21 protein-coding genes are annotated in these 24,552 nt (G+C 65.1%); 11 read left to right on the top strand and 10 right to left on the bottom strand.

Going from position 1 to position 24,552, the window contains the following annotated elements; translation table 11 throughout:
* The first annotated feature begins 39 nt into the window (after nucleotides 1-39).
* A complete protein-coding gene (locus VPH40_RS13940) occupies nucleotides 40-5,325 on the top strand; it encodes a hybrid sensor histidine kinase/response regulator (RefSeq protein WP_328573713.1) in 5,286 nt (1,761 codons plus the stop codon).
* A 1-nt stretch (nucleotide 5,326) separates the two neighbouring features.
* Here the strand turns inward: VPH40_RS13940 and VPH40_RS13935 are convergent, their stop codons facing one another.
* Nucleotides 5,327-6,790 (bottom strand): cryptochrome/photolyase family protein, encoded by a 1,464-nt coding sequence (locus tag VPH40_RS13935; RefSeq protein ID WP_328573712.1) that lies wholly within the window; start codon nucleotides 6,788-6,790, stop codon nucleotides 5,327-5,329.
* A gap of 386 nt (nucleotides 6,791-7,176) precedes the next feature.
* On the opposite strand from VPH40_RS13935, the gene VPH40_RS13930 reads away from it, so the two are divergent.
* The 6 genes from VPH40_RS13930 to VPH40_RS13905 all read left to right on the top strand — a co-directional run bounded on the left by VPH40_RS13930 (nucleotide 7,177) and on the right by VPH40_RS13905 (nucleotide 11,855).
* Nucleotides 7,177-7,779: a YqgE/AlgH family protein gene (locus VPH40_RS13930; protein WP_034746689.1), complete on the top strand. Its 603-nt coding sequence runs from the start codon at nucleotides 7,177-7,179 to the stop codon at nucleotides 7,777-7,779.
* Nucleotides 7,776-8,174, top strand: a complete 399-nt coding sequence (ruvX, locus tag VPH40_RS13925; RefSeq protein WP_223278885.1) for a Holliday junction resolvase RuvX — start codon at nucleotides 7,776-7,778, stop codon at nucleotides 8,172-8,174. The genes VPH40_RS13930 and ruvX overlap by 4 nt, the downstream gene beginning before the upstream one ends.
* A gap of 38 nt (nucleotides 8,175-8,212) precedes the next feature.
* Complete coding sequence (gene pyrR, locus VPH40_RS13920; protein WP_034780225.1) at nucleotides 8,213-8,737, top strand: bifunctional pyr operon transcriptional regulator/uracil phosphoribosyltransferase PyrR; 525 nt, start codon at nucleotides 8,213-8,215, stop codon at nucleotides 8,735-8,737.
* Complete coding sequence (locus VPH40_RS13915; protein WP_034746695.1) at nucleotides 8,730-9,695, top strand: aspartate carbamoyltransferase catalytic subunit; 966 nt, start codon at nucleotides 8,730-8,732, stop codon at nucleotides 9,693-9,695. The genes pyrR and VPH40_RS13915 overlap by 8 nt, the downstream gene beginning before the upstream one ends.
* A 24-nt stretch (nucleotides 9,696-9,719) precedes the next feature.
* Entirely contained in the window at nucleotides 9,720-11,021 is a 1,302-nt protein-coding gene (locus VPH40_RS13910) for a dihydroorotase (RefSeq protein WP_099666542.1), read from the top strand.
* Nucleotides 11,022-11,108: 87 nt separating this feature from the next.
* Nucleotides 11,109-11,855, top strand: a complete 747-nt coding sequence (locus VPH40_RS13905; protein WP_328573711.1) for a lysophospholipid acyltransferase family protein — start codon at nucleotides 11,109-11,111, stop codon at nucleotides 11,853-11,855.
* On the opposite strand, the gene VPH40_RS13900 is transcribed toward VPH40_RS13905, so the two are convergent.
* The 7 genes from VPH40_RS13900 to VPH40_RS13870 all read right to left on the bottom strand — a co-directional run bounded on the left by VPH40_RS13900 (nucleotide 11,852) and on the right by VPH40_RS13870 (nucleotide 18,285).
* Nucleotides 11,852-12,616 (bottom strand): ABC transporter permease, encoded by a 765-nt coding sequence (locus VPH40_RS13900; RefSeq protein ID WP_034780216.1) that lies wholly within the window; start codon nucleotides 12,614-12,616, stop codon nucleotides 11,852-11,854. The two genes, VPH40_RS13905 and VPH40_RS13900, sit on opposite strands and share 4 nt — an antisense overlap.
* A 2-nt stretch (nucleotides 12,617-12,618) precedes the next feature.
* Entirely contained in the window at nucleotides 12,619-13,863 is a 1,245-nt protein-coding gene (locus tag VPH40_RS13895) for an ABC transporter substrate-binding protein (RefSeq protein WP_230538868.1), read from the bottom strand.
* 17 nt (nucleotides 13,864-13,880) lie between these two features.
* The gene (locus VPH40_RS13890) at nucleotides 13,881-14,675 is read right to left on the bottom strand and encodes an ABC transporter ATP-binding protein (RefSeq protein ID WP_305054000.1); all 795 of its coding nucleotides are present in this window, start codon (nucleotides 14,673-14,675) and stop codon (nucleotides 13,881-13,883) included.
* Nucleotides 14,672-15,757, bottom strand: coding sequence for an acyl-CoA dehydrogenase family protein (locus VPH40_RS13885; RefSeq protein ID WP_328573710.1), 1,086 nt, complete (start codon nucleotides 15,755-15,757; stop codon nucleotides 14,672-14,674). The genes VPH40_RS13890 and VPH40_RS13885 overlap by 4 nt, the downstream gene beginning before the upstream one ends.
* 1 nt (nucleotide 15,758) lies before the next feature.
* Nucleotides 15,759-16,313 carry a carboxymuconolactone decarboxylase family protein gene (locus tag VPH40_RS13880; protein WP_328573709.1) on the bottom strand — a complete coding sequence of 185 codons (555 nt, stop codon included), beginning with the start codon at nucleotides 16,311-16,313 and terminating at the stop codon, nucleotides 15,759-15,761.
* Nucleotides 16,314-16,431: 118 nt separating this feature from the next.
* On the bottom strand, nucleotides 16,432-17,352 hold the full coding sequence (locus VPH40_RS13875; RefSeq protein WP_289917271.1) for an AraC family transcriptional regulator: 921 nt from the start codon (nucleotides 17,350-17,352) through the stop codon (nucleotides 16,432-16,434).
* 93 nt (nucleotides 17,353-17,445) lie between these two features.
* Nucleotides 17,446-18,285 (bottom strand): symmetrical bis(5'-nucleosyl)-tetraphosphatase, encoded by an 840-nt coding sequence (locus VPH40_RS13870; RefSeq protein WP_328573708.1) that lies wholly within the window; start codon nucleotides 18,283-18,285, stop codon nucleotides 17,446-17,448.
* Between the two features lie 454 nt (nucleotides 18,286-18,739).
* On the opposite strand from VPH40_RS13870, the gene VPH40_RS13865 reads away from it, so the two are divergent.
* From VPH40_RS13865 to waaA, 4 genes are all read left to right on the top strand, one after another.
* Entirely contained in the window at nucleotides 18,740-19,048 is a 309-nt protein-coding gene (locus VPH40_RS13865; RefSeq protein ID WP_099666551.1) for an H-NS histone family protein, read from the top strand.
* A gap of 91 nt (nucleotides 19,049-19,139) precedes the next feature.
* Nucleotides 19,140-20,522, top strand: a complete 1,383-nt coding sequence (locus VPH40_RS13860; protein WP_251350298.1) for a phosphomannomutase/phosphoglucomutase — start codon at nucleotides 19,140-19,142, stop codon at nucleotides 20,520-20,522.
* A gap of 4 nt (nucleotides 20,523-20,526) precedes the next feature.
* A complete protein-coding gene (gene waaC, locus VPH40_RS13855; protein ID WP_328573707.1) occupies nucleotides 20,527-21,549 on the top strand; it encodes a lipopolysaccharide heptosyltransferase I in 1,023 nt (340 codons plus the stop codon).
* Between the two features lie 18 nt (nucleotides 21,550-21,567).
* A complete protein-coding gene (waaA, locus tag VPH40_RS13850; RefSeq protein WP_328573706.1) occupies nucleotides 21,568-22,845 on the top strand; it encodes a lipid IV(A) 3-deoxy-D-manno-octulosonic acid transferase in 1,278 nt (425 codons plus the stop codon).
* On the opposite strand, the gene VPH40_RS13845 is transcribed toward waaA, so the two are convergent.
* Together VPH40_RS13845 and VPH40_RS13840 are read right to left on the bottom strand one after the other, a co-directional pair.
* Nucleotides 22,842-23,765 (bottom strand): M48 family metallopeptidase, encoded by a 924-nt coding sequence (locus VPH40_RS13845; protein ID WP_328573705.1) that lies wholly within the window; start codon nucleotides 23,763-23,765, stop codon nucleotides 22,842-22,844. The two genes, waaA and VPH40_RS13845, sit on opposite strands and share 4 nt — an antisense overlap.
* A 44-nt stretch (nucleotides 23,766-23,809) precedes the next feature.
* Entirely contained in the window at nucleotides 23,810-24,550 is a 741-nt protein-coding gene (locus VPH40_RS13840; protein WP_034746739.1) for a lysophospholipid acyltransferase family protein, read from the bottom strand.
* Between the last annotated feature and the right edge of the window lie 2 nt (nucleotides 24,551-24,552).

Here is a 24,552-nt window from a genome sequence, read left to right as displayed (position 1 = left end):
CGCCGCGCCAGTCCAGGCGATTTCCTTACCGAGGCATGCATGAGCACACCTGATAGTCCACTGCAGTCCAAGCCGTTCGACAGCGAACCTTTGTCGTGGGTGATGGTGGAAATCCGCGAAGCGCTGGGCCGCTCGAAAACAGCTTTGTTCGAGGCGGGTGGCCGCGAGCGCGAGGAACGCGCCACGGCCCTGCAGCATGCGCGCTCGCATCTGCACCAGGCGCATGGCGCACTGGTGATGGTCGACGTGGCAGGCGCCAGCCTGCTGACGGACGGCGCGGAGCAGGCGCTTTCGCGCTTTCGCGACGGCAGCCTCGAATACACCCTGGACCATGCGCAAGTCGTCGCCGAACTGTATCAGGCCCTGACCGAATACCTGGAAGACCTGGTGGCCGGCACGCCGCCGCAGCCGACGCGCTTGTTCCCCTACTACCGAGACCTGCAAACCATGCTGGGCGCCGAGCGCAGTCACCCGGCCGACCTGTTCTTTCCGCCGGCGTCGGTGCTGGAAGGGTATGCGATTGCGCTGGCGGACGCGCCCCCGGTAGCCGATTATCCGGCCTGGCGCGGGCGCTTTGAAAAGTCCCTGCTGCCCTTCCTGAAGGCGCAGGATGACGCGGCGCGGCGCCAGCATGCGAGCGACTTGCACGCCACCCTGACCCTGGTGGCCGATGCGCAGCAGGAAGCGCCGGCGCGCACCTTCTGGTTCGTCATGCAGGCGTTTGCCGGGCTGGCGGCCAGCGGCGAGGGCATGGGTACGCTCAACGTCAAACAGTTGTTCGGCCTGATCAATCTGCAGTTGCGCCGCCTGGCGCAGGGCACGGCCAGCCTGCCCGAAGCGATGCTGCGCGACGCCCTGTTCTTCATTGCCGCCGCCACCGAGCCCACGCCGGAGGCGCGCCAGCTGCGTGCCGCCTTCGCCCTGGACGGGCAGGTGCCCGCCGATCTGGAAACGCGGCGCTATGGTCGGGTCGACCAGGAGGCCTTGCAAGGCGCCCGCACGGCACTGGCGCAGGCGCGTGCCAGCTGGAGCCGCCTGGCGCAAGCCGACCTCGATCCCGCCCTGGGCACGGATTTTGACGCATCGCTGCAACACGTGGCCGCGCATGCGGAGTCCCTGAAGCAGCCGGCCCTGGCCAGCCTGTTGCGCGAATGCGCGGCCGTGGCGCGGCAAGCCGTGGCCAGCGGACGCAGTGCGGCCCTGGAAAATGAAATCGGCATGGCGCTGCTGTTTGCCGACACGGGCCTGGAGCAGGTGCGTCGCCTGCCCGACGATTTCGCCGGCAATGCGGAAACCATCGCCGCGCGCCTGCAGGCGCTGCTGGCTGGCGAAGCGCCGCCGCCCGTCACGGCGGGCGAGCTGTCGCGCCAGATCGAACAGGGGCAGACGGTTGCCGCGCTGGCCGAGGAAATGAAGACGGGCCTGCGCCAGGTGGAAAAGGTGCTCAATGCGTATTACGCGGATGCAGCGGGGGCGAAGGCGGGGGCACTCGATGGCGTCGCGCCCGTGCTGGAGCAGTTGCAGCAGCAGTTGGCCGGGCTGGAACAGGAAGAGGCGCGCGCCGCCGTGCTGCAGGTCGATGCGGCCGTGCGGCAGCTGGCCGGTGGCGACGCCAATACGGAGGCGCGCGCCGGGGCGCTCGACGAGATTGCGCAAAATGTCAGCGCGCTGGGATTTTTTGTCGACATGCTGGGCCGTAACGCGCAGGCGGCCAGCGGGCGTTTCCATTTCGACGCCGCCGCCGGCGCCTTCCGCGCCCTGCCATTTGAAAAAGTCGCCGCCGCCGGCACCGTGCCCGTACCCTTGCTCGACCAGGCCCTGGCGCCCGCCGCGCCTGCCGGAATGGATGCCGTGCCGGCAGTGACCGATGTCGATGCGGAGATGCTCGACATTTTTATGGCCGAAGCGCGCGAAGTGCTGGCCTTTGTCGACACCACGCTGGCCCTGCCGCGCGAGCAAGCCGCCAGCGGCGACCACCTGGCCATGCTGCGCCGCTCGTTCCACACCCTGAAGGGCAGCAGCCGCATGATCGGCCTGGCGCAGTTTGCCGAAGCGGCCGGCGCCATCGAGCGCGTCATGAATACCTGGCTGGCCGAAGCGCGACCCGTCAGCGACGATCTGTTTACCCTGCTGAATTACGGCTGGTACCAGCTCAGCGAATGGGTGGCGGAACTGGAAGGCGGCGCAGGGCGAGAGCGCGAGGCCGGCATGCTGCTGGCAGCGGCAGAGCGCGTGCGCGAAGGCTGTCCGTTCGAATTGCGCAAGCCGCGCCCGGCCGCGCCCGTGGCCGGCAATGGCAATGTGATCGGCCTTCCCCTGGCCACGGCGCCCGCGCTCCACGAAGCGCCGGACGATCACCTCAAGCACGTGGGCGAACTGCGCATCAGCCTTCCCTTGTACAACATCTACCTGGCCGAGACGGATGAATTGCTGCGCGTGCTCACGCGCGACTTCGGCGAATGGCGTCACGAGCAGCGCGCCGTCAGCGCGGAAGCGCTGCAAGCCGTGCATACCCTGGCGGGGACGTCGGGCACGGTCGGCTTCCAGTCCCTGCGCGACCTGGCGCACGCGCTCGAGACGGTGATCGAAACGGTGGTGCCGCCGCTGGCCGGCCTGCGCGCCGAACAGCACGATGTGCTGGAGCAGGCCACGCAGCGCGTCGGGCAAATGCTGCAGGCGTTTGCGCTGGGCGACCTGGCGCCAACGCAGCCGGACATGATCGAAGCGCTCAACACCCTGTGGCGCACCCTGACGGCGGCGCCCGGCGAGAGCAAGGCAGAGCGGCTAGACGCCCTGTTTGCGGCCGCTTACGCCAGCATCGTCGGCACACCGGCGCACCCTGCGGAAGCGCTGCCCGACGCGCTGGCCGAGGTCCCTGTGCCGCAGCTCGAGACCCTGTTCGAGGCGACGTATGCCAGCATCGTCGCCGACGCGCTGCAGCCGCCTGCTGCCGAAGTGCCTGCACCGGTGCCGACGCCGGTGCAGGACAGCGGCGCCAGCGACGACCTGTTCGACGTCGGTTTCGAACATGCGCCGCCATTGGAGCACGCGGCGCCGGAAGCGCCTGCGCCCGCCATCATGCCAGCCGATGCGGCCGCGCTGCTGGCGGCCAGCGCCGGCATCAGCGATGAACTTGACCTCGATTTATTGTCCGTCTTCCTGGAAGAGGGCGCCGACCTGCTGCCGCAGATCGGCGAGGCGCTGCGCAGCTGGCAGCAGCAGGCGCACGACAGCGGCCAGGCGCAGATGCTGTTGCGTACCCTGCATACGGTCAAGGGCAGCGCGCGCATGGCCGGCGCCATGCGCCTGGGCCAGCATGCGCATGAAATCGAGACGCATATCGAAAACATGCTGCATGCAGGCACAGCCACGCCGCAGGCTTTCGAGGAATTGCTGGCCCATTACGACCATGCGTTGCACCTGTTCGAGCAGTTGCAGCAGCCCTTGCTGCCCTTGCCGGGGATGGAAGATACGCCGGTCGCCGAACCGAAGGCGGCGCTGGTGCGCGTGCGCGCCGATATTCTCGACCGCCTGGTCAACCAGGCTGGCGAAGTGTCGATCACGCGCTCGAAGATGGAAAATGAAGTTGGCGTTCTGGGCGCCTCGCTGTCCGAGTTTTCCGATAACCTGGCGCGCTTGCGGCGCCAGCTGCGCGAAGTGGAAATGCAGGCCGAATCGCAGATTGCCTCGCGCATGGCCGTCGGCAGCGAGCGCGAATTCGATCCGCTCGAATTCGACCGCTTTACGCGCTTGCAGGAACTCACGCGCATGATGGCCGAAAGCGTCAACGACGTGGCCTCCTTCCATGAAAACCTCAGCCACAGCGTCGATGCGGTGACGGACGACCTGGTGCTGCAGGCGCGGCTGACGCGCGAGTTGCAGCGCGACCTGATGCAGATCCGCATGGTGCCGTTTGCCAGCATCGCCGAACGCCTGTTCCGCGTGGCGAGGCAAAGCGCCAAGGAAGTCGACAAGCGCGTCAACCTCGACATCCGCGGCGGCGGCGTGGAAATCGACCGCAGCGTGCTGGAACGCATGGCGGCGCCGTTTGAGCACCTGCTGCGCAACGCCATCGTGCACGGCATCGAGCCGCGCGACGCGCGCCTGGCAGCCGGAAAAAGCGAGACGGGCGAGCTGCTGGTGCAGGTCAGCCAGCAGGGCAATGAAGTGGCGATCGCCTTTTCCGACGATGGCGGGGGACTGGACCTGGAACGCATCCGCGCCAAGGCGCACGACGCCGGCCTGCTGGCGATGGACGCGCCATTGACCGACGCGCAGGCGGCCGAGCTGATTTTCACGCCGGGTTTTTCCACCGCCGACAGTCTGACGGAATTGGCCGGACGCGGTTTTGGCATGGACATCGTGCGCTCCGAAGCGCTGGCGCTGGGCGGGCGCGTGGAAACGCTGACGCAGGCGGGCCTCGGCATGCGCTTCACTATCCACCTGCCGCTGACCCTGGCCGTCACCCAGGTGGTGCTGCTGGCGGCGAACGGCAAGACGTATGCCTTGCCATCGGTGCTGGTGGAGCAGGTGCTGCACCTGAAGGGCGAGCAGCTGGAGCAGGTGCGGGCGGCCGGGCGCGTCGAGTCGCACGGGCAGTCGCTGGCGCTGCACCACCTGTCGGCCATGCTGGGCGAGACGCCGGCGGCGCAGGCCACGCAGCGCTATGCGCCCGTGCTGTTGCTGAGGAATGGCAATGACAGGCTGGCCTTGCAGGTCGATGACGTGCTGGGTAACCGCGAAGTCGTGGTCAAGCACGTGGGTCCGCAACTGGCGCGCATGCCGGGCATTGCCGGTGCCACGGTGCTGGGCACGGGCGACATCGTGCTGATCCTGAACCCCGTGGCGCTGGCGCAGCACCTCGAGCACCATCCGGAACTGCTGTCGCAATATGCGCTGGCCAGCCGCGAGCAGCATGCCGTTTCCAGCGCGCTGGCCGCGCCGGTTGCGCGCGTGATGGTGGTCGACGATTCGCTGACGGTGCGCCGCGTGATGCAGCGCCTGTTCGAGCGCGAAGGCTACCAGGTGCTGCTGGCCAAGGATGGCGTCGATGCGCTGGAGCAGTTGCATGCGCTGGAGCCGGCTGCCATGCCGGCCCTGCTGCTGGTCGACGTGGAGATGCCGCGCATGGATGGTTTTGACTTGACGCGCAATGTGCGCAGCGACGACAAGACGCGTGCCATCCCCGTCATCATGATCACTTCGCGCAGCGCCGACAAACACCGCGCACATGCGTTCGAGCTGGGCGTGAATGCGTATTTCGGCAAGCCGTTCCAGGAAGAGGAATTGCTGGCGGAAGTGGGGCGCTTGTTGACCGAGTCTTGACCTACGCCACCACCTTTACCACGGCATAACGCTCCAGGGTCTCCTTGCGCGCCTCGTCGTGCTGCACCAGCGGTTCCGGATAGTCGCGCCCCAGCACGATGTTTTTTTGCTCGAGCAGCATGCGCGGCACCAGCCAGGGCGCGTGGATTTCCTTGTCGCCCAGCGCCTTCAGCTGCGGCAGGTAGCGGCGGATGAAGCGCCCGCTGGCATCGAATTTTTCCGATTGCGTGATCGGATTGAAGATGCGGAAGTAGGGCTGGGCGTCGCAGCCGGACGACGAAGCCCATTGCCAGCCGCCGTTGTTCGACGCCAGGTCGAAGTCATTCAGGTGCAGCGCGAAATACGCTTCGCCGCGGCGCCAGTCGATACCCAGGTCCTTGATCAGGAAGCAGGCCGTGACCATGCGCAGGCGGTTGTGCATATAGCCTGTCTGGTTCAGTTGCGCCATCGCCGCGTCCACCAGCGGATAGCCGGTGCGTCCCTCGCACCAGGCGGCAAAGGCGGCATCGGCCTCGGGACCCGTTTCCCACGCGATGGCGTCGTAGGCCGGCTTGAAGGCGCCGCCTTCCACGTGCGGGTTTTGGTACAAAATCATCGCGTAGAAATCGCGCCAGATCAGTTCGGCCAGCCACACGGGCGCGCCATCGCCGCCACCGCCCCGGTCCATCAGGTCGACCACGGTACGCACCAGGTAGCGCAGCGACACGGTGCCGAAGCGCAGATGCATGGACAGGTAGGACGGTCCCTTCAAGGCGGGGAAATCGCGCGCCACGTCGTAGCGGGCCACGCGCGGCAGAAAGTCCTCGAACAACGTGCTGGCACCCGACATGCCGGTGGGAATGGCCAGCTCGGCCAGGTTGCTCGGTTCGAAACCCAGCTCGCCCAAGGTGGGCAGGGGCACCGGTGTGCCGGCGCGCGGCGGCGCCAGGCTGGCCGCATGCGGCTCGATAGCGAACGGCGCCAGGCAGCCGGGTTCCGCGCGCATTTTCTTCAGCCAGGCATTCCTGTACGGCGTGTAGACGGTATACGGCTTGGCCGAGAGCGTCAGCACTTCGTCCTTTTCAAAGATCACCTGGTCCTTGAAACTGAACCACAGGCGCGTGTCGCGCGTGAGCGCGGCGGCAACCGTGGCGTCGCGCGCGATGGCCTGCGGTTCGTAGTCGTGGTTGGCAAAGACGGCGTCGGCGTTCAATTCGGCGGCCAGGCGCGGGATGGCCTCGGCCGCGTCCGCGTGCAGCACGATCAGGTCGCCGCCCAGCTGGCGCAGTTCGCCAGCGAGCTCGGCCAGGCTGGCATGGATGAAGTCGACCCGCCGGTCGCGGCGCGGCAGGGCCGCCAGGATGGCGGTGTCGTATACGAAGACGCAATGCACGGCCTGGCTCTGGCGCAGGGCGTGATGCAGTGCAGCATGATCAAACGCGCGCAGATCGCGCCGGAACCACACCAGGGAAGTCTTGATTGTCATTATTTCGCGTGTTCAGGGTCAAAGATAGGCCATTTTTTGCCGCCAACGGGGCTTTATCGCCGCTCGGGTCGCGCCTTTGGCGTCGCTGCGGCGGCAATTCAGTGTAAACTACCGGGTATGTTCGTGGTGCTTTATGTGCGACAGCGATTTTGCAATCAATTTTACAATTGGCATTGAAATGCGCCTGCAGGCAAAGCGAATTGACCATTAATTTATAACATAACAAGAATAGCGCCTGGCAACACGGCTCTCGCCGCCCAACATTCGCGGCAGGAGGTGCCAGGCGTACGATAGCGGGGTAAGCGAGACTTGCCAGCAAGCCCACAGAGAGAGCATCGCGTATGAAAAAGAGTAAAATCGACCAGACTCTACCAGGACATCGTTTGATGCAGGGTGTGGGAGAGCCGGCCGCGACCGGTTCCTCCACCCTGAATCTGGCCAACCATTTCCTCATTGCGATGCCGGCCATGCAAGATCCGATCTTCGGCGGCACGGTCGTGTACGTGTGTGAACATAATGAAAACGGCGTGCTGGGCGTCGTCATCAACAAGCCCACCGACATGACCATGGAAGTGCTGTTCGACCGCATCGACCTGAAACTGGCAGCCGGCAGCGACACGCCCATCATCAACGAACCGATCATGTTCGGCGGCCCCGTGCAGGACGACCGCGGCTTCGTGCTGCATACGCCGGGCGCGCGCTATTCCTCGTCGCTGACGGTGACCGATGAAGTGGCGTTTACCACCTCGATCGACGTGCTCGAAGCCGTCGCCAAGGGCGATGGCCCCGAGCGCATGCTGGTCTCGATCGGCTACTCGGGCTGGAGCCCGGGCCAGCTGGAAGACGAGATCGGCCGCAACGGCTGGCTGACGGTGGGCGCCTCGGCCGACATCCTGTTCGATTTCCCCATCGAGCAGCGCTATGTGGCGGCCATCAAGTTGCTCGGTATCGATCCGCTCATGCTCGCCAGCGAGGCTGGCCACGCATGAGCGGTGACGCCATCGACACCATCCTCGCCTTCGATTTCGGCCTGAAACGCATCGGCGTGGCCATCGGCAATACCATGATTTGCCAGGCCAAGCCGCTCAGCGTGATCACGGCCACGGCGAATGAGCCGAAGTTTGCCGCCATCGATAGCCTGATCAAGGAGTGGGGCGCGAGCCGCATCGTAGTGGGCTTGCCCAGCCATCCCGATGGCACGGAACACGAAATGAGCGCGCGCTGCCGCCGTTTCGCCAACCAGGTGCATGGCCGCTTCAACCTGCCGGTGGAACTGGTCGACGAGCGTTATTCATCGGCCGTCATCGCCGCCAAGCGGGGTGAAGTCATCGATGACCGCGCCGCCGCCATCATCCTGCAACAGTATTTCGACGCGAATTATTAATCTGACCTTTGACCCATTCCTGAATGATCAAGAACCCTATGCCGCATCCTACGAATCCTTCCCAACTCGACGCCGAGGCCCTGTACGCGGTCTTGCTGCAACAGGTGCAGAGCGGCCTGGCGGGCATCCCCAACGTGGCCATCGTCGGCATCCATTCGGGCGGCGCCTGGCTGGCTGAACGCCTGGCACGCGACCTGAACCTGCTCGACCGCCTGGGCGTGCTCGATGTCTCGTTCTACCGCGACGACTTCGCCCAGAAGGGCCTGCATGCCGACGTCAAGCCGACGCAAATCAGCTTTGACGTGGCCGGCGCCACCATCCTGCTGGTCGACGATGTGCTGTACACGGGCCGCACCACGCGCGCGGCCATCAACGAATTGTTCGACTATGGCCGCCCGGCCAAGATCATGCTGGCCGCCCTGGTCGACCGCGGCGAACGCCAGTTGCCGGTGGCCGCCGATTTCGTGGCCGCCTTCACTGCCGTGCCGCCGGGTCAGGCCCTGGTCCTGAAGCAAGCCGACGATGGAAAATTCACGCTCACCATAGATACCCACCATGCTTAATCCGCAACTGAATAAACACGGCGAACTGCAACATCTGCTGACGATTGAAGGCTTGCCGAAGTCTATCGTCAACCACATCCTCGATACCGCTTCCTCGTTCGTCGGCATCTCCGACCGCGATGTGAAAAAGGTGCCGCTGATGCGCGGCAAGAGCGTTTTCAACCTGTTCTTTGAAAACTCCACGCGCACCCGTACCACCTTCGAGATCGCGTCAAAAAGGCTGTCGGCCGACGTCATCAACCTGAACATCCAGGCGTCATCGGCCAGCAAGGGCGAGTCCCTGCTCGACACCATCGACAACCTGTCGGCCATGCATGCCGACATGTTCGTCGTGCGCCATGCGCAGTCGGGCGCGCCTTACCTGATCGCCAAGCACCTGATCGACACGAAGCAGCCGCATGTCCACGTGGTCAACGCGGGCGACGGACGCCATGCGCACCCGACCCAGGGCTTGCTCGACATGTATACGATCCGCCACTACAAGAAGGATTTCACCAACCTGACGGTGGCCATCGTGGGCGATATCCTGCACAGCCGCGTGGCCCGTTCCGACATCCACGCGCTGACCACCCTGGGCGTGCCGGAAGTGCGCGCCATCGGCCCGCATACCCTGCTGCCGGGCGGCCTGGAGCAGATGGGCGTGCGCACCTTCACCAACATGGATGAAGGCCTCAAAGGCGTGGACGTGATCATCATGCTGCGCCTGCAAAATGAACGCATGAGCGGCGCGCTGCTGCCGTCGGCGCAGGAATATTTCAAGAGCTATGGTTTGACGCCCGAGCGCCTGGCGCTGGCAAAACCGGATGCCATCGTCATGCATCCGGGCCCGATGAACCGCGGCGTGGAGATCGATTCGGCCGTGGCCGACGGTCCGCAGGCGGTGATTCTGCCGCAGGTGACGTTCGGTATCGCCGTGCGCATGGCGGTGATGAGTATTTTGGCTGGTAATCAGGGCTGATAGCCCAAGGACGAGTAAGCGAGCATGACGACACTACATATCAAGAATGGCCACCTGATCGACCCTGCCAACGGCATCGATGGCTTGCAAGACCTGTTTATCGCCGACGGCAAGGTGCTGGCCGTGGGCAGCGCCCCGGCCGGTTTCACCGCCGACACCACCTTTGACGCGGCCGGCCTGGTGGTTTCCCCCGGCCTGGTCGACCTGTCCGCGCGCCTGCGCGAGCCGGGCTACGAATACAAGGCAACGCTGGAATCGGAGTTGCAGGCAGCCCTTCAGGGCGGCGTCACGAGCCTGGTCTGCCCGCCCGACACCGATCCCGTGCTCGACGAGCCGGGTCTGGTGGAAATGCTGAAATACCGCGCCAAGACGCAGAACAAGGCGCACGTGCATCCGCTGGGCGCACTGACCATGGGCTTGAAGGGCAAGTCGCTGACGGAAATGGCCGAATTGACGGAAGCGGGCTGCATCGGCTTTGCGCAGGCGGAAGAGCCGATCGAAGACACCACCGTGCTGCTGCGCGCGATGCAGTACGCGAACACGTTCGGCTACACGGTCTGGCTGCGCCCGCAAGACCCGCACATCGGCCGCGGCGGCATCGCCCATAGCGGCCCGCTGGCATCGCGCCTGGGCTTGTCTGGCGTGCCCGTGATGTCCGAAACCATCGCGCTGCACACGATTTTCGAGCTGATGCGCGCCAGCCGCGCGCGCGTGCACCTGTGCCGCATTTCGTCGGCGGCGGGCCTGGAACTGATCCGCGCCGCCAAGGCCGAAGGCTTGCCTGTCACCTGCGACGTGGGCGTACACCATGTGCACCTGACGGACGCCGATATCGGTTTCTTCGACCCGAACGCGAGGGTCACGCCGCCGTTCCGCAGTCAGCGCGACCGCGATGCGATCCGCGCCGGCCTGCTCGACGGTACGGTCGACGCCATGTGCTCGGACCACACGCCCGTCGACGACGATGAAAAACTGTTGCCGTTCGGCGAAGCGTCGCCCGGCGCCACAGGCCTGGAACTGCTGCTGTCGCTGGCCCTGAAATGGGCCGACGACTATGCGCTGGCGCAGCCGCAGGCGGGCGCCCGTCCGCTGGCGCGCGCCGTGGCCAAGGTCACGGCCGACGCGGCCCGTGTCGCCGGCATCCCTGCCGGCAGCCTGGCCGTGGGCGAAGCGGCCGACATCTGCGTCTTCGATCCCGCCGCGCGCTGGACCGTGTCGTCGGCGTCGCTGGCCAGCCAGGGCAAGCACACGCCTTTCCTCGGCTATGAGCTGAGCGGCATCGTCAAGGCGACCATCGTCGCCGGACAGGTGGCGTTTCAGCGTTAAAAAATCAGATCCGTGGACCGGGGCACGCTGCCCCGGCATCCCTTGTCTGCTCCCGGATTTCGGTTCTGGTTTATTTGTTGGTGTGATTTGAAACTTCTGCTTACCTACCGCCTCGCGCGCATCGCCATTCACCTGGGCTGCGGCATGGCCAAGAGCGCCGTGCTCTTTCCCTGGCTGGACCTGGAGGGGCGCAACCGGCGGATCCGCCGCTGGTCGACGCAACTGCTCGACATCTGCGGCGTGCACGTGGCGCAGCCGGCGGACAGCGTGCCGGCACTCGACCATGCGATGGTGGTGGCGAACCACGTTTCGTGGCTCGACATCTTCGTCATCAATGCCGTCCACCCCTGCCGTTTCGTCGCCAAGGCGGAAATCCGCGCATGGCCGATCCTGGGCTGGCTGGCGGGGCGTGCCGGCACCATCTTCATTTCGCGCGGCAGCAAGCGCGACCTGCGTTTGATTTTCCAGGGCCTGGTGGATAAATTGACGGCGGGCGAGCGCATTGCGTTCTTCCCCGAAGGCACGACCGCCGCGCAAGGACAGATACTGCCGTTTCACGCCAACCTGTTCGAGGCGGCCATTGACGCGCAAGTGCCGGTGCAGCCGTTCGCGCTCGTGTATGTGGATGACAAGGGGGCCTTGCACCATGCCGTCGACTTCATCGGCGACATGAGCTTTGCGCAAAGCATGGTGGCGATCCTGAGCGGCCCGCCCATCACGGCGCGCCTGACCTGTCTGGCGCCAGTGGCGACGCTCGATGCGCACCGGCGCGAACTGGCGACGGCAACGCAGGCGGCGGTGGCCGCCGCGCTGCCGCTGGAAAAGACCGCCTAGTTTTTGACGTGCAGCCAGCGCGCATGCGCGGCGCGGGCCAGGTAGTCGAGGATAAACCCGAGTATGCCGATCAGCACGATGGCGGCCATCAGCTCCGAATACGCGAGGCGGTCGCGCGTATCGAGGATGAAGTAACCGAGACCCGCCGACACGCCAAGCATTTCCGCCGGCACCAGCACGATCCAGATGATGCCGATGGCCAGGCGCACGCCCGTCAGGATATCGGCCGTGATGCCCGGTAAAATCACCTTGAAGACGATTTCGCTGCGCGTGGCCGACAGGCTGCGTGCCAGCAGCAGCCAGTTCGGATCGAGCCGCGCCACGCCGGCCGCCGTATTGAGCAAAATCGGCCAGACGGCCGCAAACGCCAGCAGGAAGTACACGGGCGCATCACCGACGCCGAGCACCATCACGGCGATCGGCATCCACGACAACGGCGAAATCATGCGCAGCAACTGGAACAGCGGCATGGCCGCACCGGAAAAGCTCTTCGACATGGCCACCAGCACGCCCAGCGGCACGCCGATGACGATCGCCAGTCCCAGGCCCACGGCCACCCGTTGCAGGCTCAATACCACGTGCAGCCAGATATCCGAACCGCCCACCATCTCCTGGAACGCCAGCGCCGTGGGCAAGGGCGCGAAGGCGGTGGCGATGGGCGTGGATTTCTCCAGTGCCGTCACGCCCATGGACCACAGCAGCAAGGCACAGGCCAGCCCCACCAGGGGCAGGCCGAACTTCGTGAACAACTTGCTTGCCATCGTCAGACCGCCACGGTTTCGCTGCGCAGCAGGTTGGCCGGCAAGCCGAAGGCGGCTGGGCCGCCGACTGCCGTGATGGCCTTGCGCACGAAGCGGTCATCGACCAGGTCGCGCGCGGCGAACTTCGGATCGAGGTTGGCCAGGAAGCGCGTATCGCCTTCGACCTTGGTACGGCCGATGGCGCGCACCAGTTCTTCCGTGTACGAGGCAAACGGATATGGCTGGAAGTCGATGCGGCGCTGCTGCCAGTTCTTGTGCACGATCAGGCCCTGCTTTTCATAGCCGGCGTAATCGGTGGTGGCCAGCACCTTGGTCAGCACCTGCAGCGGATGCGGCGTGTAGCGGTGCTCGCCCACGTTCGACAGCAGCTTGGCCGTGTCGACCTGGTTCGAGCGCGTCCACAACTGCGCCTTGACGATGGCGTTGGTGACCTTCTGCGCCCATTCGGGGCGCGTGTTGATGTCGCGCTCGGACAGGAAGGTGACGCAGCATGCATGGTTTTTCCACACGTCGCCCGAAAAGCGCAGGATCTTGCCGATGCCGGCGTTTTCTGCCGCCGCATTGAACGGTTCGGCCACGATGTAACCGGCGATGGACTTGCTGGCCAAGGCCGAGACCATTTCGGCCGGCGCCAACACGATCAGGTTGACTTCATTCGGCTTGATGGCCGCGTTGCGCGCCCGCGTGACCGGGGTCAGGCCATTCGAGGACAGGATTTGCTGCAGCAGGATGTTGTGGATCGAGTACCAGAACGGGATGGCGACCGTGCGGCCGCCCAGGTCGGAGACCTTGTTGATCTCGTTGGCCACCGTCAGCGCGGAACCGTTGACGTGGTTCCAGGCGACGACTTTCGCGGGGAACTTGGCGCCGTAGCGCACCCACAGGGTGGCCGGCGACAGCAGGTGGATGACGTTGACCTGGCCGGCGACGAAGGCTTCGATGATCTGCGCCCAGCTGCGGAACAAGCGAGGTGTTTCCGCCTGCAGGCCTTCCGCTTCAAACAGCTTGCGGGCGTGGGCGACGAGCAACGGGGTGGCGTCGGTAATCGGCAGGTAGCCGATTTTCACGGGCTGGTCGTCGCCTTTCGGGCCTTGCTGGGCCATGGCGTCACCGGCGAACAGCAGGGGAGAAGCCACGCTGGCCGTGGCCAGGGCCGACATGCGCAGGAAGTCGCGCCGCGTCAGGCCGCAGTCGCAATCGGACGAAGCGCAGATATGCAGGGGTTTGTTTTGATCTTCGAATGTCATGGGAAAGTTCCGGTCGATTAATTGGGGGCGAAGGCGGGCGTTTGATCCTGCTTTTGCAGCGCTTGCAGGGCGTCGAGGATGTCCATCTTGAGGGCGATGACGTCTGCGCTGTGGCCGATGCGGGGCTGAGCGATGGCGACGGGCCATTCGCGCACGATGTTGCCCGGTTTGCCGCCCATCAGCAGAATGCGGTCCGCCACGAGGATCGCTTCATCGATATCGTGCGTGACGAGCAGCACGGCAGTGTGCCAGCGGTGCACCACGTCAACCAGCAGCGACTGCATCTCGGCGCGCGTGATGGCGTCGAGTGCGGAAAACGGTTCATCGGCGAACAGCAGTTCCGGTTCGCGCGCCAGCGCACGGGCCAGCGCCACGCGTTGCGCCATGCCGCCCGAGAGGGCGGATGGATACAGCTTTTCGCGTCCCTTCAATCCCACCGCCTCGATGGCTTGCGCCACGCGCGCCTGGTGCGCTTCGCGCGTCAGCTGCGGCTGGTGCTTGAAGTCCAGGCCGAAACCGGCATTGCCCGTGACGTTCAGCCAGGGCAGCAGGCTGGCTTGCTGGAAGACGAGGGCGCTGCGCGGGTCCGGTTCGCGCATGGGGGCATCGAGGAATTGAATCTCGCCCGTGGACGGCGGCTGTAAGCCGGCCAGCACGCGCAACAGGCTCGATTTGCCGCAGCCGCTGCCGCCCAGCAGGCAGACGATTTCGCGCTGGCGCACACCCAGAGACACGTGCTGGAACACGGGCGCGCTGCCCGCATAGGCATAGCTCAGATCCTGCGCCTGCAAGGCCCAATCAGCAACGCTCATGCCGGCGCTCCCGCCGCCTTGGCCGCCTGCTGGCTGTCGAACAGCTGCAAGGCTGCTTGCAGCTGCGTCAGGCTGGGAGTGACGATGGGGATGAACGACGATTCGCGCCAGCGGCGGGCAAAGCCCTGCTGCTCGGCGTTCAGGTAGGCGCGCCCGCCCATGGCTTGCAGTTCCAGCATCAGCGCCTGCTGCAGCACGTCGGCCAGCTGTATGCGCAGGCGGAACATGGCCGGCGCCTGCGTCTTGAAGCGGCCATCGTGCACGCCTGCCAGCAAGGTGGCGACGGCGGCTTCCAGGGTCGCTTGCAGTGCTTCGATGCGCGGCGTAAGCTGGTTGCGCGAGCCGGCGGAAATTTGCGCCGCCTTGGCCAGGCTGGCGCGCGCCAGGCCGATCGACAGGCCGCACTGCATGCCGAGGAACGATGGGCGCACCTGCGGCAGCCAGGCCGGCGCGTTGTCGCTGATGATGTCCGCGGCGGGAATGTGCACCTGTGCCAGCTTGACGGAAGCCGTATTGCTGCCGCGCAGGGCGATCAGGTCCAGGTCGTCGCTGCGCTGCACGCCTGCCGTGCCGCTGTCGAAGGCGACGATGACAGGGGGCGCGCCATCGTTCGGCGCCACGGCGGCCGCCGCGACAAAGCCCGCCTTGCGCAAGTTCGTCACCCAGGCCAGGCCGCCGTCGACCAGCAAGCCGTCTTCCTGGCGCGCGCCCGTGATTTGCAGTTGTTCGATGCCGGACAAGAATTTCATGGCGTTCGACAGGCCGCTGGCGCCGGCCTGCGAGCCTGCCAGCAGGCCAGGCAAGCGGCGTTCTGCCAGGGCGCGGTTCCCGCTTTGCAGCAGGAATTCGATGAAGCAGCGCTGGCCCCAGAAAACAAAGGCCGCCGTCACCGATTGCTCGGCGACTTTGGCGATGGCGTCGATGGCGTCGCGTACGTCGCCGCCCGCGCCGCCGTGTTCCTGCGGCACGCCGATGGCCAGCAACTGGTCGCCAGCGAGGGCTGGCAAAATGGTTTCAGCCAGGTCCGACGATTGGTCCAATTGGTCGGCATGCGTGTGCAGCCAGTGATTGAGGTGGCCCATGTCAGACGGCGCCAGGCAGGTAGGGCGTCAATTGCGGATTGACGGGCGTGCCGGCCAGGCTGTTGGAGAAATTGCACAGGGTGGCCAGGCTGATGCCCAGCACCACTTCCAGCGCCTGCTGTTCGTTGTAGCCGGCCGCCAGGAAGGTTTGATATTCGGCGTCGCTGACGGCGCCGCGCGTGGCGATGACGGCCGTGGCGAAGGCTGCGACGGCGTCGAGCTTTGTATCGTCCGTCGGCTGGCCATGCTGCAGCGCGCGCACGGTATCGGGCGTCTGGCCCGCTTTTTTCAGCGAGATGGCGCTATGGCCGGCGATGCAGAAATCGCAGCCGTGGATGCGCGCGGCCGTGATTTGCACCACTTCGCGTTCCATTAACGTCAGGCTGGCGCGCGCATTGATGCCGGAGACGGTCAGATAGGTTTCCAGGGCCAGCGGGGCATTGGCCAGCACGCCGATCAGGTTGGGCAGGAAGCCATTGTTGGCGATGGCCTTTTCCACGGAGGGGCGGCTATCGGCCGGGGCGGTATCGAGAGTGTGCAGCGTCAGACGGGACATGGGGTACCTTGCTAAGTTGGTAAGTCACTCATGCATTATATCGGCCATGCCGTGCAGGTAACAGACGTCAGCGTCGTCCTTTTGTGCTCGTTCGTCTGCGATTGTGCGATCCTTGATTTCAGCTGGCCAGTTGGCGCTGGCGCTGGTCGCGCCGGTAGGCGCCTGGCTGTTCACCCGTGACCCGCTTGAAGGCGCGCGTAAAGGCGGCGTGCGAGCGGTAGCCCACCAGTTCGGCCGCGCGTTCGACGGAGACGCCATCGTGCAGGCGCCGCGCGGCGATCTTCATGCGCAGCAGGAGCAGGAACTGTGCCGGCGAGTGGCCGCTGGCGCTGGCGAAATGCTTGCAGAAGCTGGCGCGCGACATGCACGCGGCCTTGGCCATGTTCTCGATCGACCAGTCGTCGGCGGGGGCGTCGAGCATGCGTTCGAGCAGCGGCGAAAATGCGGGCTGGTGCAGCAGCGACAGCAGGCCGGCCGCCACCTGTTCGCCCTGCGCCACATGGCGTATCAGGTAAAAGAACAGCAGTTCGACCAGGCGCGCGATGAGCGGCGACGGTTGTTCCGGGTCGCCGCCGGCTTCCGCCAGTATCAGGTCGAACAGCGCGGCAGCGGCGCTGAAGGCGGGCGCGTCGCCGCGTATCAGCAGGTACGGCGGGAAGGAGTCGACGATCAGCGCGGAGAGTGCGCCGCGAAATTGAAAGAAGCCGCAGGCCAGCGCCGTCGCCGGCTGGTCCGTGGACGACTGCAGCGGCAGCATGGCTTGCGCGCTGACCGCCTGCAGCGGGTCGCTGTGCGGGCTGAGGAAGTGCGGCAAGTCGCGCAGCAGGAAGACGCCGTCGCGCGGGCCGAGCGCAATCGGCGCCGCCCCGTCGAGGTGCAGATAGCAGTGGCCATCGAGCACCAGGTGAAAGCTGCCCAGTTCCCGGCCCGCCGTGGAGGCGCGCCAGCGGCCGCAGTACTGGCCCACATGCAGGACGGCGGTGTCGAGTTCCAGGCTGCCGAGCAGCCAGCGCGCCAGTCTGTCGGTATCAGGATGCATGGGATCGCAAAGGCAAAAGCTGCATCATACGGGCTGCGCGCGGCAAGGCCAACGACCGATTTCGACTAAGCATATGCGCGCCATGCTTGCCATCTAGCGCTTGCCGCTGTGCTGCTGGAAGGCGGGGCAGGCGACTTGCAGCAGCGAGCGGTCTTCCAGGCACACGGCCGACAGTTTTCCACCCCAGACGCAGCCGCTATCGAGGCCGATCAGGTGCTCCCGCAGCTGCAGTCCCAGCGCCGACCAGTGGCCGAAGACGATGGTGTCGCCGGCGCTGCGCCGTCCCGGCACGTCGAACCAGGGCAGCAGGCCGGAACCCGGCGGCGGGCTGCCGCTCTCCTTCATCTTGAAGTCCATCACGCCTTCCGGCGTGCAAAAGCGCAGCCGCGTCATGGCGTTAACGATGCAGCGCAGCCGGTCGGCGCCCTGCAGGTCGTCGCGCCAGGCGGCCGGCTCGTTGCCGTACATGGTGCGCAGGAAGGCCACCCAGCCGTCGCTGCGCAGCATCGCGGACACTTCCCCGCCCAGGGACAGGGCCTGGGCCGCGCTCCATTGTGGCAGCAAGCCCGCATGCACGAGCACGTGGCCATCGTGTGCCAGTGCCAACGGCCGCTGGCGCAGCCAGTTGATCAACTCGTCGCGGTCGGGCGCGTCGAGAATTTCGGCCAGCGTATCGGACGCATGCTCGGGGCGGATGCCGTTGGTCACGGCCAGCAGGTGCAAGTCATGGTTGCCCAGGACGCTGTCGGCCAGGCCCTGCTGCGCAAGCGCGTGCACGTGGCGCAACGTGGCCAGCGAGGCCGGGCCGCGGTTGATCAGGTCGCCAGCGAACAGCAGGCGGTACGGGCCATTCGCTGCCGCCTGGATCCGTTCGATCAGTTCGATGGTTTGTGCATGGCAGCCTTGCAGATCGCCGATAAAGTAAGTTTTCATATGTGCCGGGGTGGAGTGAACTACGCGCCTGCATTATAAGCATGCCTGCCCTTTGGCGTTGGGTGCATTCCTGGTCGGTACCCGATTGCGCACACGGCCGGCGGGAAGAAAAGCGGATGCCGATTATGCTGCCGGAGATTTAATGGGGCGGCATTTCCCGCTGGCGTATATCGATAATCATCCGCCAGCGCGTTTATCGGAATGGATAGCCGCGCCACGCTGGACTTGCAAGCAGCCTGCGCAGGCTGCCGGAATACCACTCATCCATGTTTATTTATTTTCTACGCGTACTTTCGGGATATTTTTCATTAAATCTTAATGTGTAGCAGATAAATAATAAGCCGATGGCGGTGATTCAATAGGCGATGAATTATGCAACGCTGCGCAGATGTTTATGCAATGTAGTATATTCCACGTGATTTTATTATCTAAATTAATGTAAAGGATATACCGGATGGATCTGTCAACGATGACGATGCTGGAATTGCGCAAGCTGGAAGATAATGTCAAGCAGGAATTGAACGGCCGCGAGCGCGAAGACTTGAACAAGGCGCGCGAACAGATCATGGCCATCGCGCAGCAGGCGGGCATTCCGCTGAAACAGCTGATACTCGACGGCTTGCACCCGCGCACGGGCAAAGTCGCGGTGCGTTACCGCCATCCTGACAATGCGACCGAGCAATGGACAGGCCGTGGCCGCCAGCCGCTGTGGGTCAGGCAATGGGTGGAATCGGGCAAGTCGATCGATCTGCTGCGCGTATAATTCGGTATACTCTTGGCGCAGTAGCAAGCTGTCAGCCCCGCGCTGCACCTTGCCAGGCACCCTATTTGACCCTCTTTATACCGCCCACACCATGCTTCCATTGTCCAGAACGATCTTCAAGGCCTACGATATTCGCGGCATCATCGCTAAAACCCTCGATGCCAGCGTGGCCCACAAGATCGGTCAGGCATTTGGCCAGGCCGCCCTGGCCAAGGGCGAGCAGCGGGTAGTGATCGGCCGCGATGGTCGCCTGTCGGGACCGGAATTGACGGCGGCGCTGGCGCAGGGCTTGCAAGCGGCAGGCGTCGACGTGATCGACCTGGGCGTGGTGGCCACGCCGATGGTCTACTTCGGCACGAATGTGCTCGACACGCGCTCCGGCATCATGGTCACGGGCAGCCACAATCCGCCCGACTACAACGGTTTCAAGATGGTATTGGCCGGCGAAGCGATCCACGGCGAAGCGATCCAGGCGCTGTACCACAGCATCGTCGCGCACGACGGCCGCGCCAGCAGCACGCCAGGCAGCTATGCCACGCATGATATCCGCGCCGCCTACCTGGAGCGCATCCTGGGCGACGTCAAGCTGGCGCGCCCGATCAAGATCGCCGTCGATTGCGGCAATGGCGTGGCCGGCGCATTTGCGGGCGACCTGTTCCGCGGCATGGGCTGCGAGGTCATCGAACTGTTCTGTGAAGTCGATGGCAATTTCCCGAATCACCATCCGGATCCGGCGCATCCGGAAAACCTGCAAGACCTGATCCGCTGCCTGGCCGAGACGGATGCGGAAATCGGCATCGCCTTCGATGGCGATGGCGACCGCCTGGGCGTGGTCACCAAGGATGGCCAGATCATCTACCCCGACCGCCAGATGATGCTGTTCGCCGCCGACGTGCTGACCCGCCATCCGGGCGCGCAGATTCTGTATGACGTGAAGTGCACGCGCCACCTGGCGCCTTACATCACCAAGCATGGCGGCGTGCCGCTGATGTACAAGACGGGCCACTCGCTGGTGAAAGCCAAGCTGCGCGAAACGGGTGCGCCGCTGGGTGGCGAAATGAGCGGCCATATCTTCTTCAAGGACCGCTGGTACGGTTTCGACGATGGCCTGTATTCGGCTGCGCGCCTGCTGGAAATCCTCACGCGCGAAGCCGATCCATCGGCCTTGCTGAACTCCCTGCCGCAGTCCGACAGCACGCCCGAACTGCACCTGGAGCTGAAGGAAGGCGAGAATGTCGCGCTGATGGACATGCTGCGCCGCGACGCCGTCTTCCCTGGCAATGAGCAGATCATCACCATCGACGGCTTGCGCGTGGAATACGCGGATGGCTTCGGCCTGGCCCGCTCGTCGAACACCACGCCGGTGATCGTCATGCGCTTCGAAGCGGAAACGCCGGCAGCGCTGGCGCGCATCCAGGGACAGTTCAAAAGCGTGATCCTGGCCGCCAAGCCAGACGCTGTGCTGCCGTTCTGACAGCATGGCCGGCCAAGCTGGCGCACAGGCGCCCTTGAAAATCCTGCTGGTGAGGGTGTCCTCGCTGGGCGACGTGCTGCATAACCTGCCGATGGTAGCGGACATCGCCCGCTATTATCCGGATGCGACCATCGACTGGGTGGTCGAAGAGGGTTACGTCAGCCTGGTGCGCCTGAACCAGCGCGTGGGTACCATCTTCCCGTTCGCGCTGCGGCGCTGGCGCAAGAGCCTGGGCAAGAAAGAAACGCGTGCGGAAATCGCTGCCTTTTTCCGCAGCCTGCGGCAGACGCGCTACGATTATGTGTTCGATACCCAGGGCTTGCTCAAGACGGGCATCATCATGGGTGCCGCGCGCCTGGCGCCGGGCGGACAGAAAGTCGGCCTGGCCAATGGCAGCGAAGGCTCCGGCTACGAAGGCATCTCGCGCATTTTTCATACGAAAAGCATTCCGCTCGACCCGCGTACGCATGCGGTAGCGCGCGGCCGCCTGGTGGCCGGCGCGGCACTCGGCTATACGGTCGACACGCCGGCCGATTTCGGCTTGCCGGACGTATCGGCCAGCGAAGCGCGTCCGGACTGGATGGGTGAGGCGCCCTACTGCGTGTATTTCCACGGCACGGCGCGCGACGCCAAGAAATGGGCGCCGGAGAACTGGATCGCCCTGGGCCACGCGCTCGCGCCCATGCCGATTTTGCTGCCCTGGGGTTCGCCCAAGGAAAAGGCGGAAGCCGAACAACTGGCGGCCAGCCTGCCCAACGCGCGCCTGCTGCCGAAGCTGTCGATGGAAGACGCCACCCTGCTGGCGCGCCATGCGGCGCTGGTGATCGGCGTCGACACGGGCCTGACGCATATCGCCGCCGCCTTTGTGCGTCCGACGGTGGAAATCTATGCCGATTCGCCGCTGTGGAAAACGGAAGGCAACTGGTCGCCGAAAATCATCAACCTGGGCGACAAAGGCGCGCCGCCCGGCGTGCCGGAAGTGCTGGCCGCGGCGCGGCGCCTGCTGGCCGACCACCCTCCCGCCTGACTTTAACATCAAACAAATATGCGACTTCTTTATACCCTTGCCTGGTGGCTGGCCTTGCCCCTGGTGCTGGCGCGGCTGTGGCTGCGCGGACGCCAGGAACCCGGCTACCGCCAGCATTGGGGCGAGCGTCTGGGCTTTTATGGACGCCGGCCGACATCCGCTACCGACACCATCTGGCTGCACGCCGTCTCCGTCGGTGAGACGCGCGCGGCCGAACCGCTGATCGATGCGCTGCTGGCCGCATGGCCCGCGTGCCGCATCGTTCTCACGCACATGACGCCGACGGGGCGCGCCACGGGCAAGGCACTGTTTGCGAAACACGGCGCGCGCCTGGTGCAAAGCTATCTGCCGTATGACACGGGCGCCATGCCGGCCCGTTTCATCCGCCATTTTGCGCCGCGCATCTGCATCCTGATGGAGACGGAAGTGTGGCCAAACCTGATCCACCAATGCAATCGCTACAAAGTACCCGTGGTGCTGGCCAATGCGCGCCTGTCGCAGCGATCGCTGGGCAAGGCGCAGCGCCTGGGTAAACTCATCGCCGATGCGGCACGCGGCATCACCCTGGTCGCGGCGCAGACGCAGGACGACGCCGATCGCGTGCGCCAGCTGGGTGTGCGGGACGTGGTCGTCACGGGCAGCATCAAGTTCGACGTCGTCGTGCCCGAGGCGGCGCTGGCGACAGGCGCCTGGTTGCGCGGCGCCATCGGCCAGCGCCCCGTGCTGCTGTGCGCCAGCACGCGCGAAGGGGAAGAGCAGCTGATCCTCGACGCCTTGACCCGCGTCAACCTGCCCGCGAATGCGTTGCTGCTGATCGTACCGCGTCATCCGCAGCGCTTCGACGAGATGGAAAAACTCATCGCGGCGCACGGCCTGGCCGTGCAGCGCAGGTCCGGCCTGGCGCAGGGCGATGCCGTGGCGGCGGGCACGCAGGTGCTGCTGGGCGACTCGATGGGCGAGATGTTTGCGTATTATGCGGCCTGCGATTGCGCTTTCGTGGGCGGCAGCCTGCTGCCGCTGGGCGGGCAAAACCTGATCGAGCCGGCGGCCCTGGGCAAGCCCGTGCTGATCGGCCCCCACACCTTCAATTTTGCGCTGGTGACCGAGCAGGCGATTGCCGCAGGCGGTGCCGCGCTGGTGGCGGACGCCGACGCGCTGATGGCGCAGGCGGCGGCCCTGCTGCAGGATCCCGCGCGCCTGGCGGCCATGGGAGAAAAAGCGCTGGCGTTTGCCAGCCAGCACCGGGGCGCCACGCCGCGCACGATCGCTGCGGTCCAGCCTTTGCTGCCAGCTTAATTGAACAGGACCGGCAATTCCTGCGAGCGTTTTCTGAGCGCCTGTTTGGCGCCATCGTAATCGGGATAGATCGATTCCACGGTGGCCCAGAAGCGGGGGCTGTGGTTCATTTCCAGCAGGTGCGACAGTTCGTGCGCCACCACGTAGTCGATGAGCGGCAGGGCGAAATGGATCAGGCGCCAGTTCAGGCGGATCTTGCGCTCGATGGTGCAGCTGCCCCAGCGCGTGCCGGCCGAGGACAGCGATAAGGAATCGTACTGGACGCCCAGCTTGTCCGCATACACGTCCAGGCGCGCCTCGAACAGCTGGCGCGCTTCGTGCTGGAACCATCCCTTCACTTTTTCCTTCAACTGCTGTTCGCTGCCCGTGGGCGTGACCCATACGTGCAGCTCATTCGTCTCGCGCTGGAAGCTGGCGCGGTGGCGCGGCGCCTGGTGCAATCTTAAGGTAATGTCGCCGCCGAGGTAGGGCAGCACGGCGCCGTCGACCCAGGCCACGGGCGGGCGCTGCTGGCGCTGCACCTTGCGCTCGCCCCGTTCCAGCAGTTTCGAGACGATCCAGCCTTGCTTGGCGCGGATGGCGTTGTCGATTTCTGCCAGAGTGACGCGCTTGGGCGCCGTGACGCGCAAGCCGTTATCGTCGATCATGAAGCCGATGGAGCGGCGCGTGGAACGGCGCAGGGCAAATTCGACGAGGTGGCTGCCCAGTTGCAGCTGGCGCAGTGGCGGGCCATCGGCGGTGCGTGGCGGGGAAGGCAGGGGAGGCGGGGCAGGACGAGCGATGGGGGGCGCGGGTGCCACTAGCGGTGGCGCCACGGGCGGCGCTGGCGGTGCCGTGGGGCGCACCGCCGGGGGTGTGCTGGTCGAGATGTCATGCGCGAACAAATCCAGTTGCTGGTCGCCGACCCTGATGGTCTTCATCTGCTGGCGCAGTGTCGGCTCCTGGATGACCGCGCTGATGCCGTCTAGCCAGCGTTGTAGGCGTGAGGCGAAATGACGCGCATTTCTGATTCTATCCAATTTTCCACCTGTTGCATCATGCTGTCCGGGGTTTGCCCTTCCGGCGAAATCGGTTTGCCTATCGAGACGGTAATCAGTCCCGGGCGTTTGAGGAATGACTGCTTGGGCCAGCATTCGCCTGAATTATGCGCAATCGGCACCACCACGGCGCCCGTGGCGATAGCCAAACGCGTGCCGCCGCTCTTGTACTTGCCCGCCTGGCCCACGGGAATGCGGGTGCCTTCAGGGAACATGATAATCCATTGGCCATCTGCCAGGCGGCGCTTGCCATGGGCTACCACGCTCTTGAACGCATGCTTGCCCTGCTTGCGGTCGATGGGGATCATGCGCAGCAGCGCCATGGCCCAGCCGAAGAAGGGGATGTACAAAATCTCCTTCTTGAACACATATACGAGCGGACGTGGCAGGCTGGGAAGCAAAAAGATGGTTTCCCAGGCCGACTGGTGCTTCGAGAGCACGATGGCCGGCGCATCGGGGAAGTTCTCGGCGCCCTTGACTTCATAGCGGATGCCGCAAATGACCTTGGCACACCACAGGATAAACACGTTCCAGCGCGAGGTGACCCAATAGCGCTTGTTGTAGCTCAATGGCGCGGCAAAAAAGCACACGCAGGCCCAGACGATGGTGGCCACGATCATGATGATCATGAACAGCAGGGATCGCAGGAACAGGGAAATATTACGCAATG

Origin of the sequence: Janthinobacterium sp. P210005, from assembly GCF_036231865.1 — a bacterium.
In the GTDB taxonomy this organism is placed as follows: domain Bacteria; phylum Pseudomonadota; class Gammaproteobacteria; order Burkholderiales; family Burkholderiaceae_D; genus Janthinobacterium; species Janthinobacterium kumbetense.
Note: the sequence above shows the minus strand (reverse complement) of the source record. Positions and strands in the feature narration are given on the sequence as shown.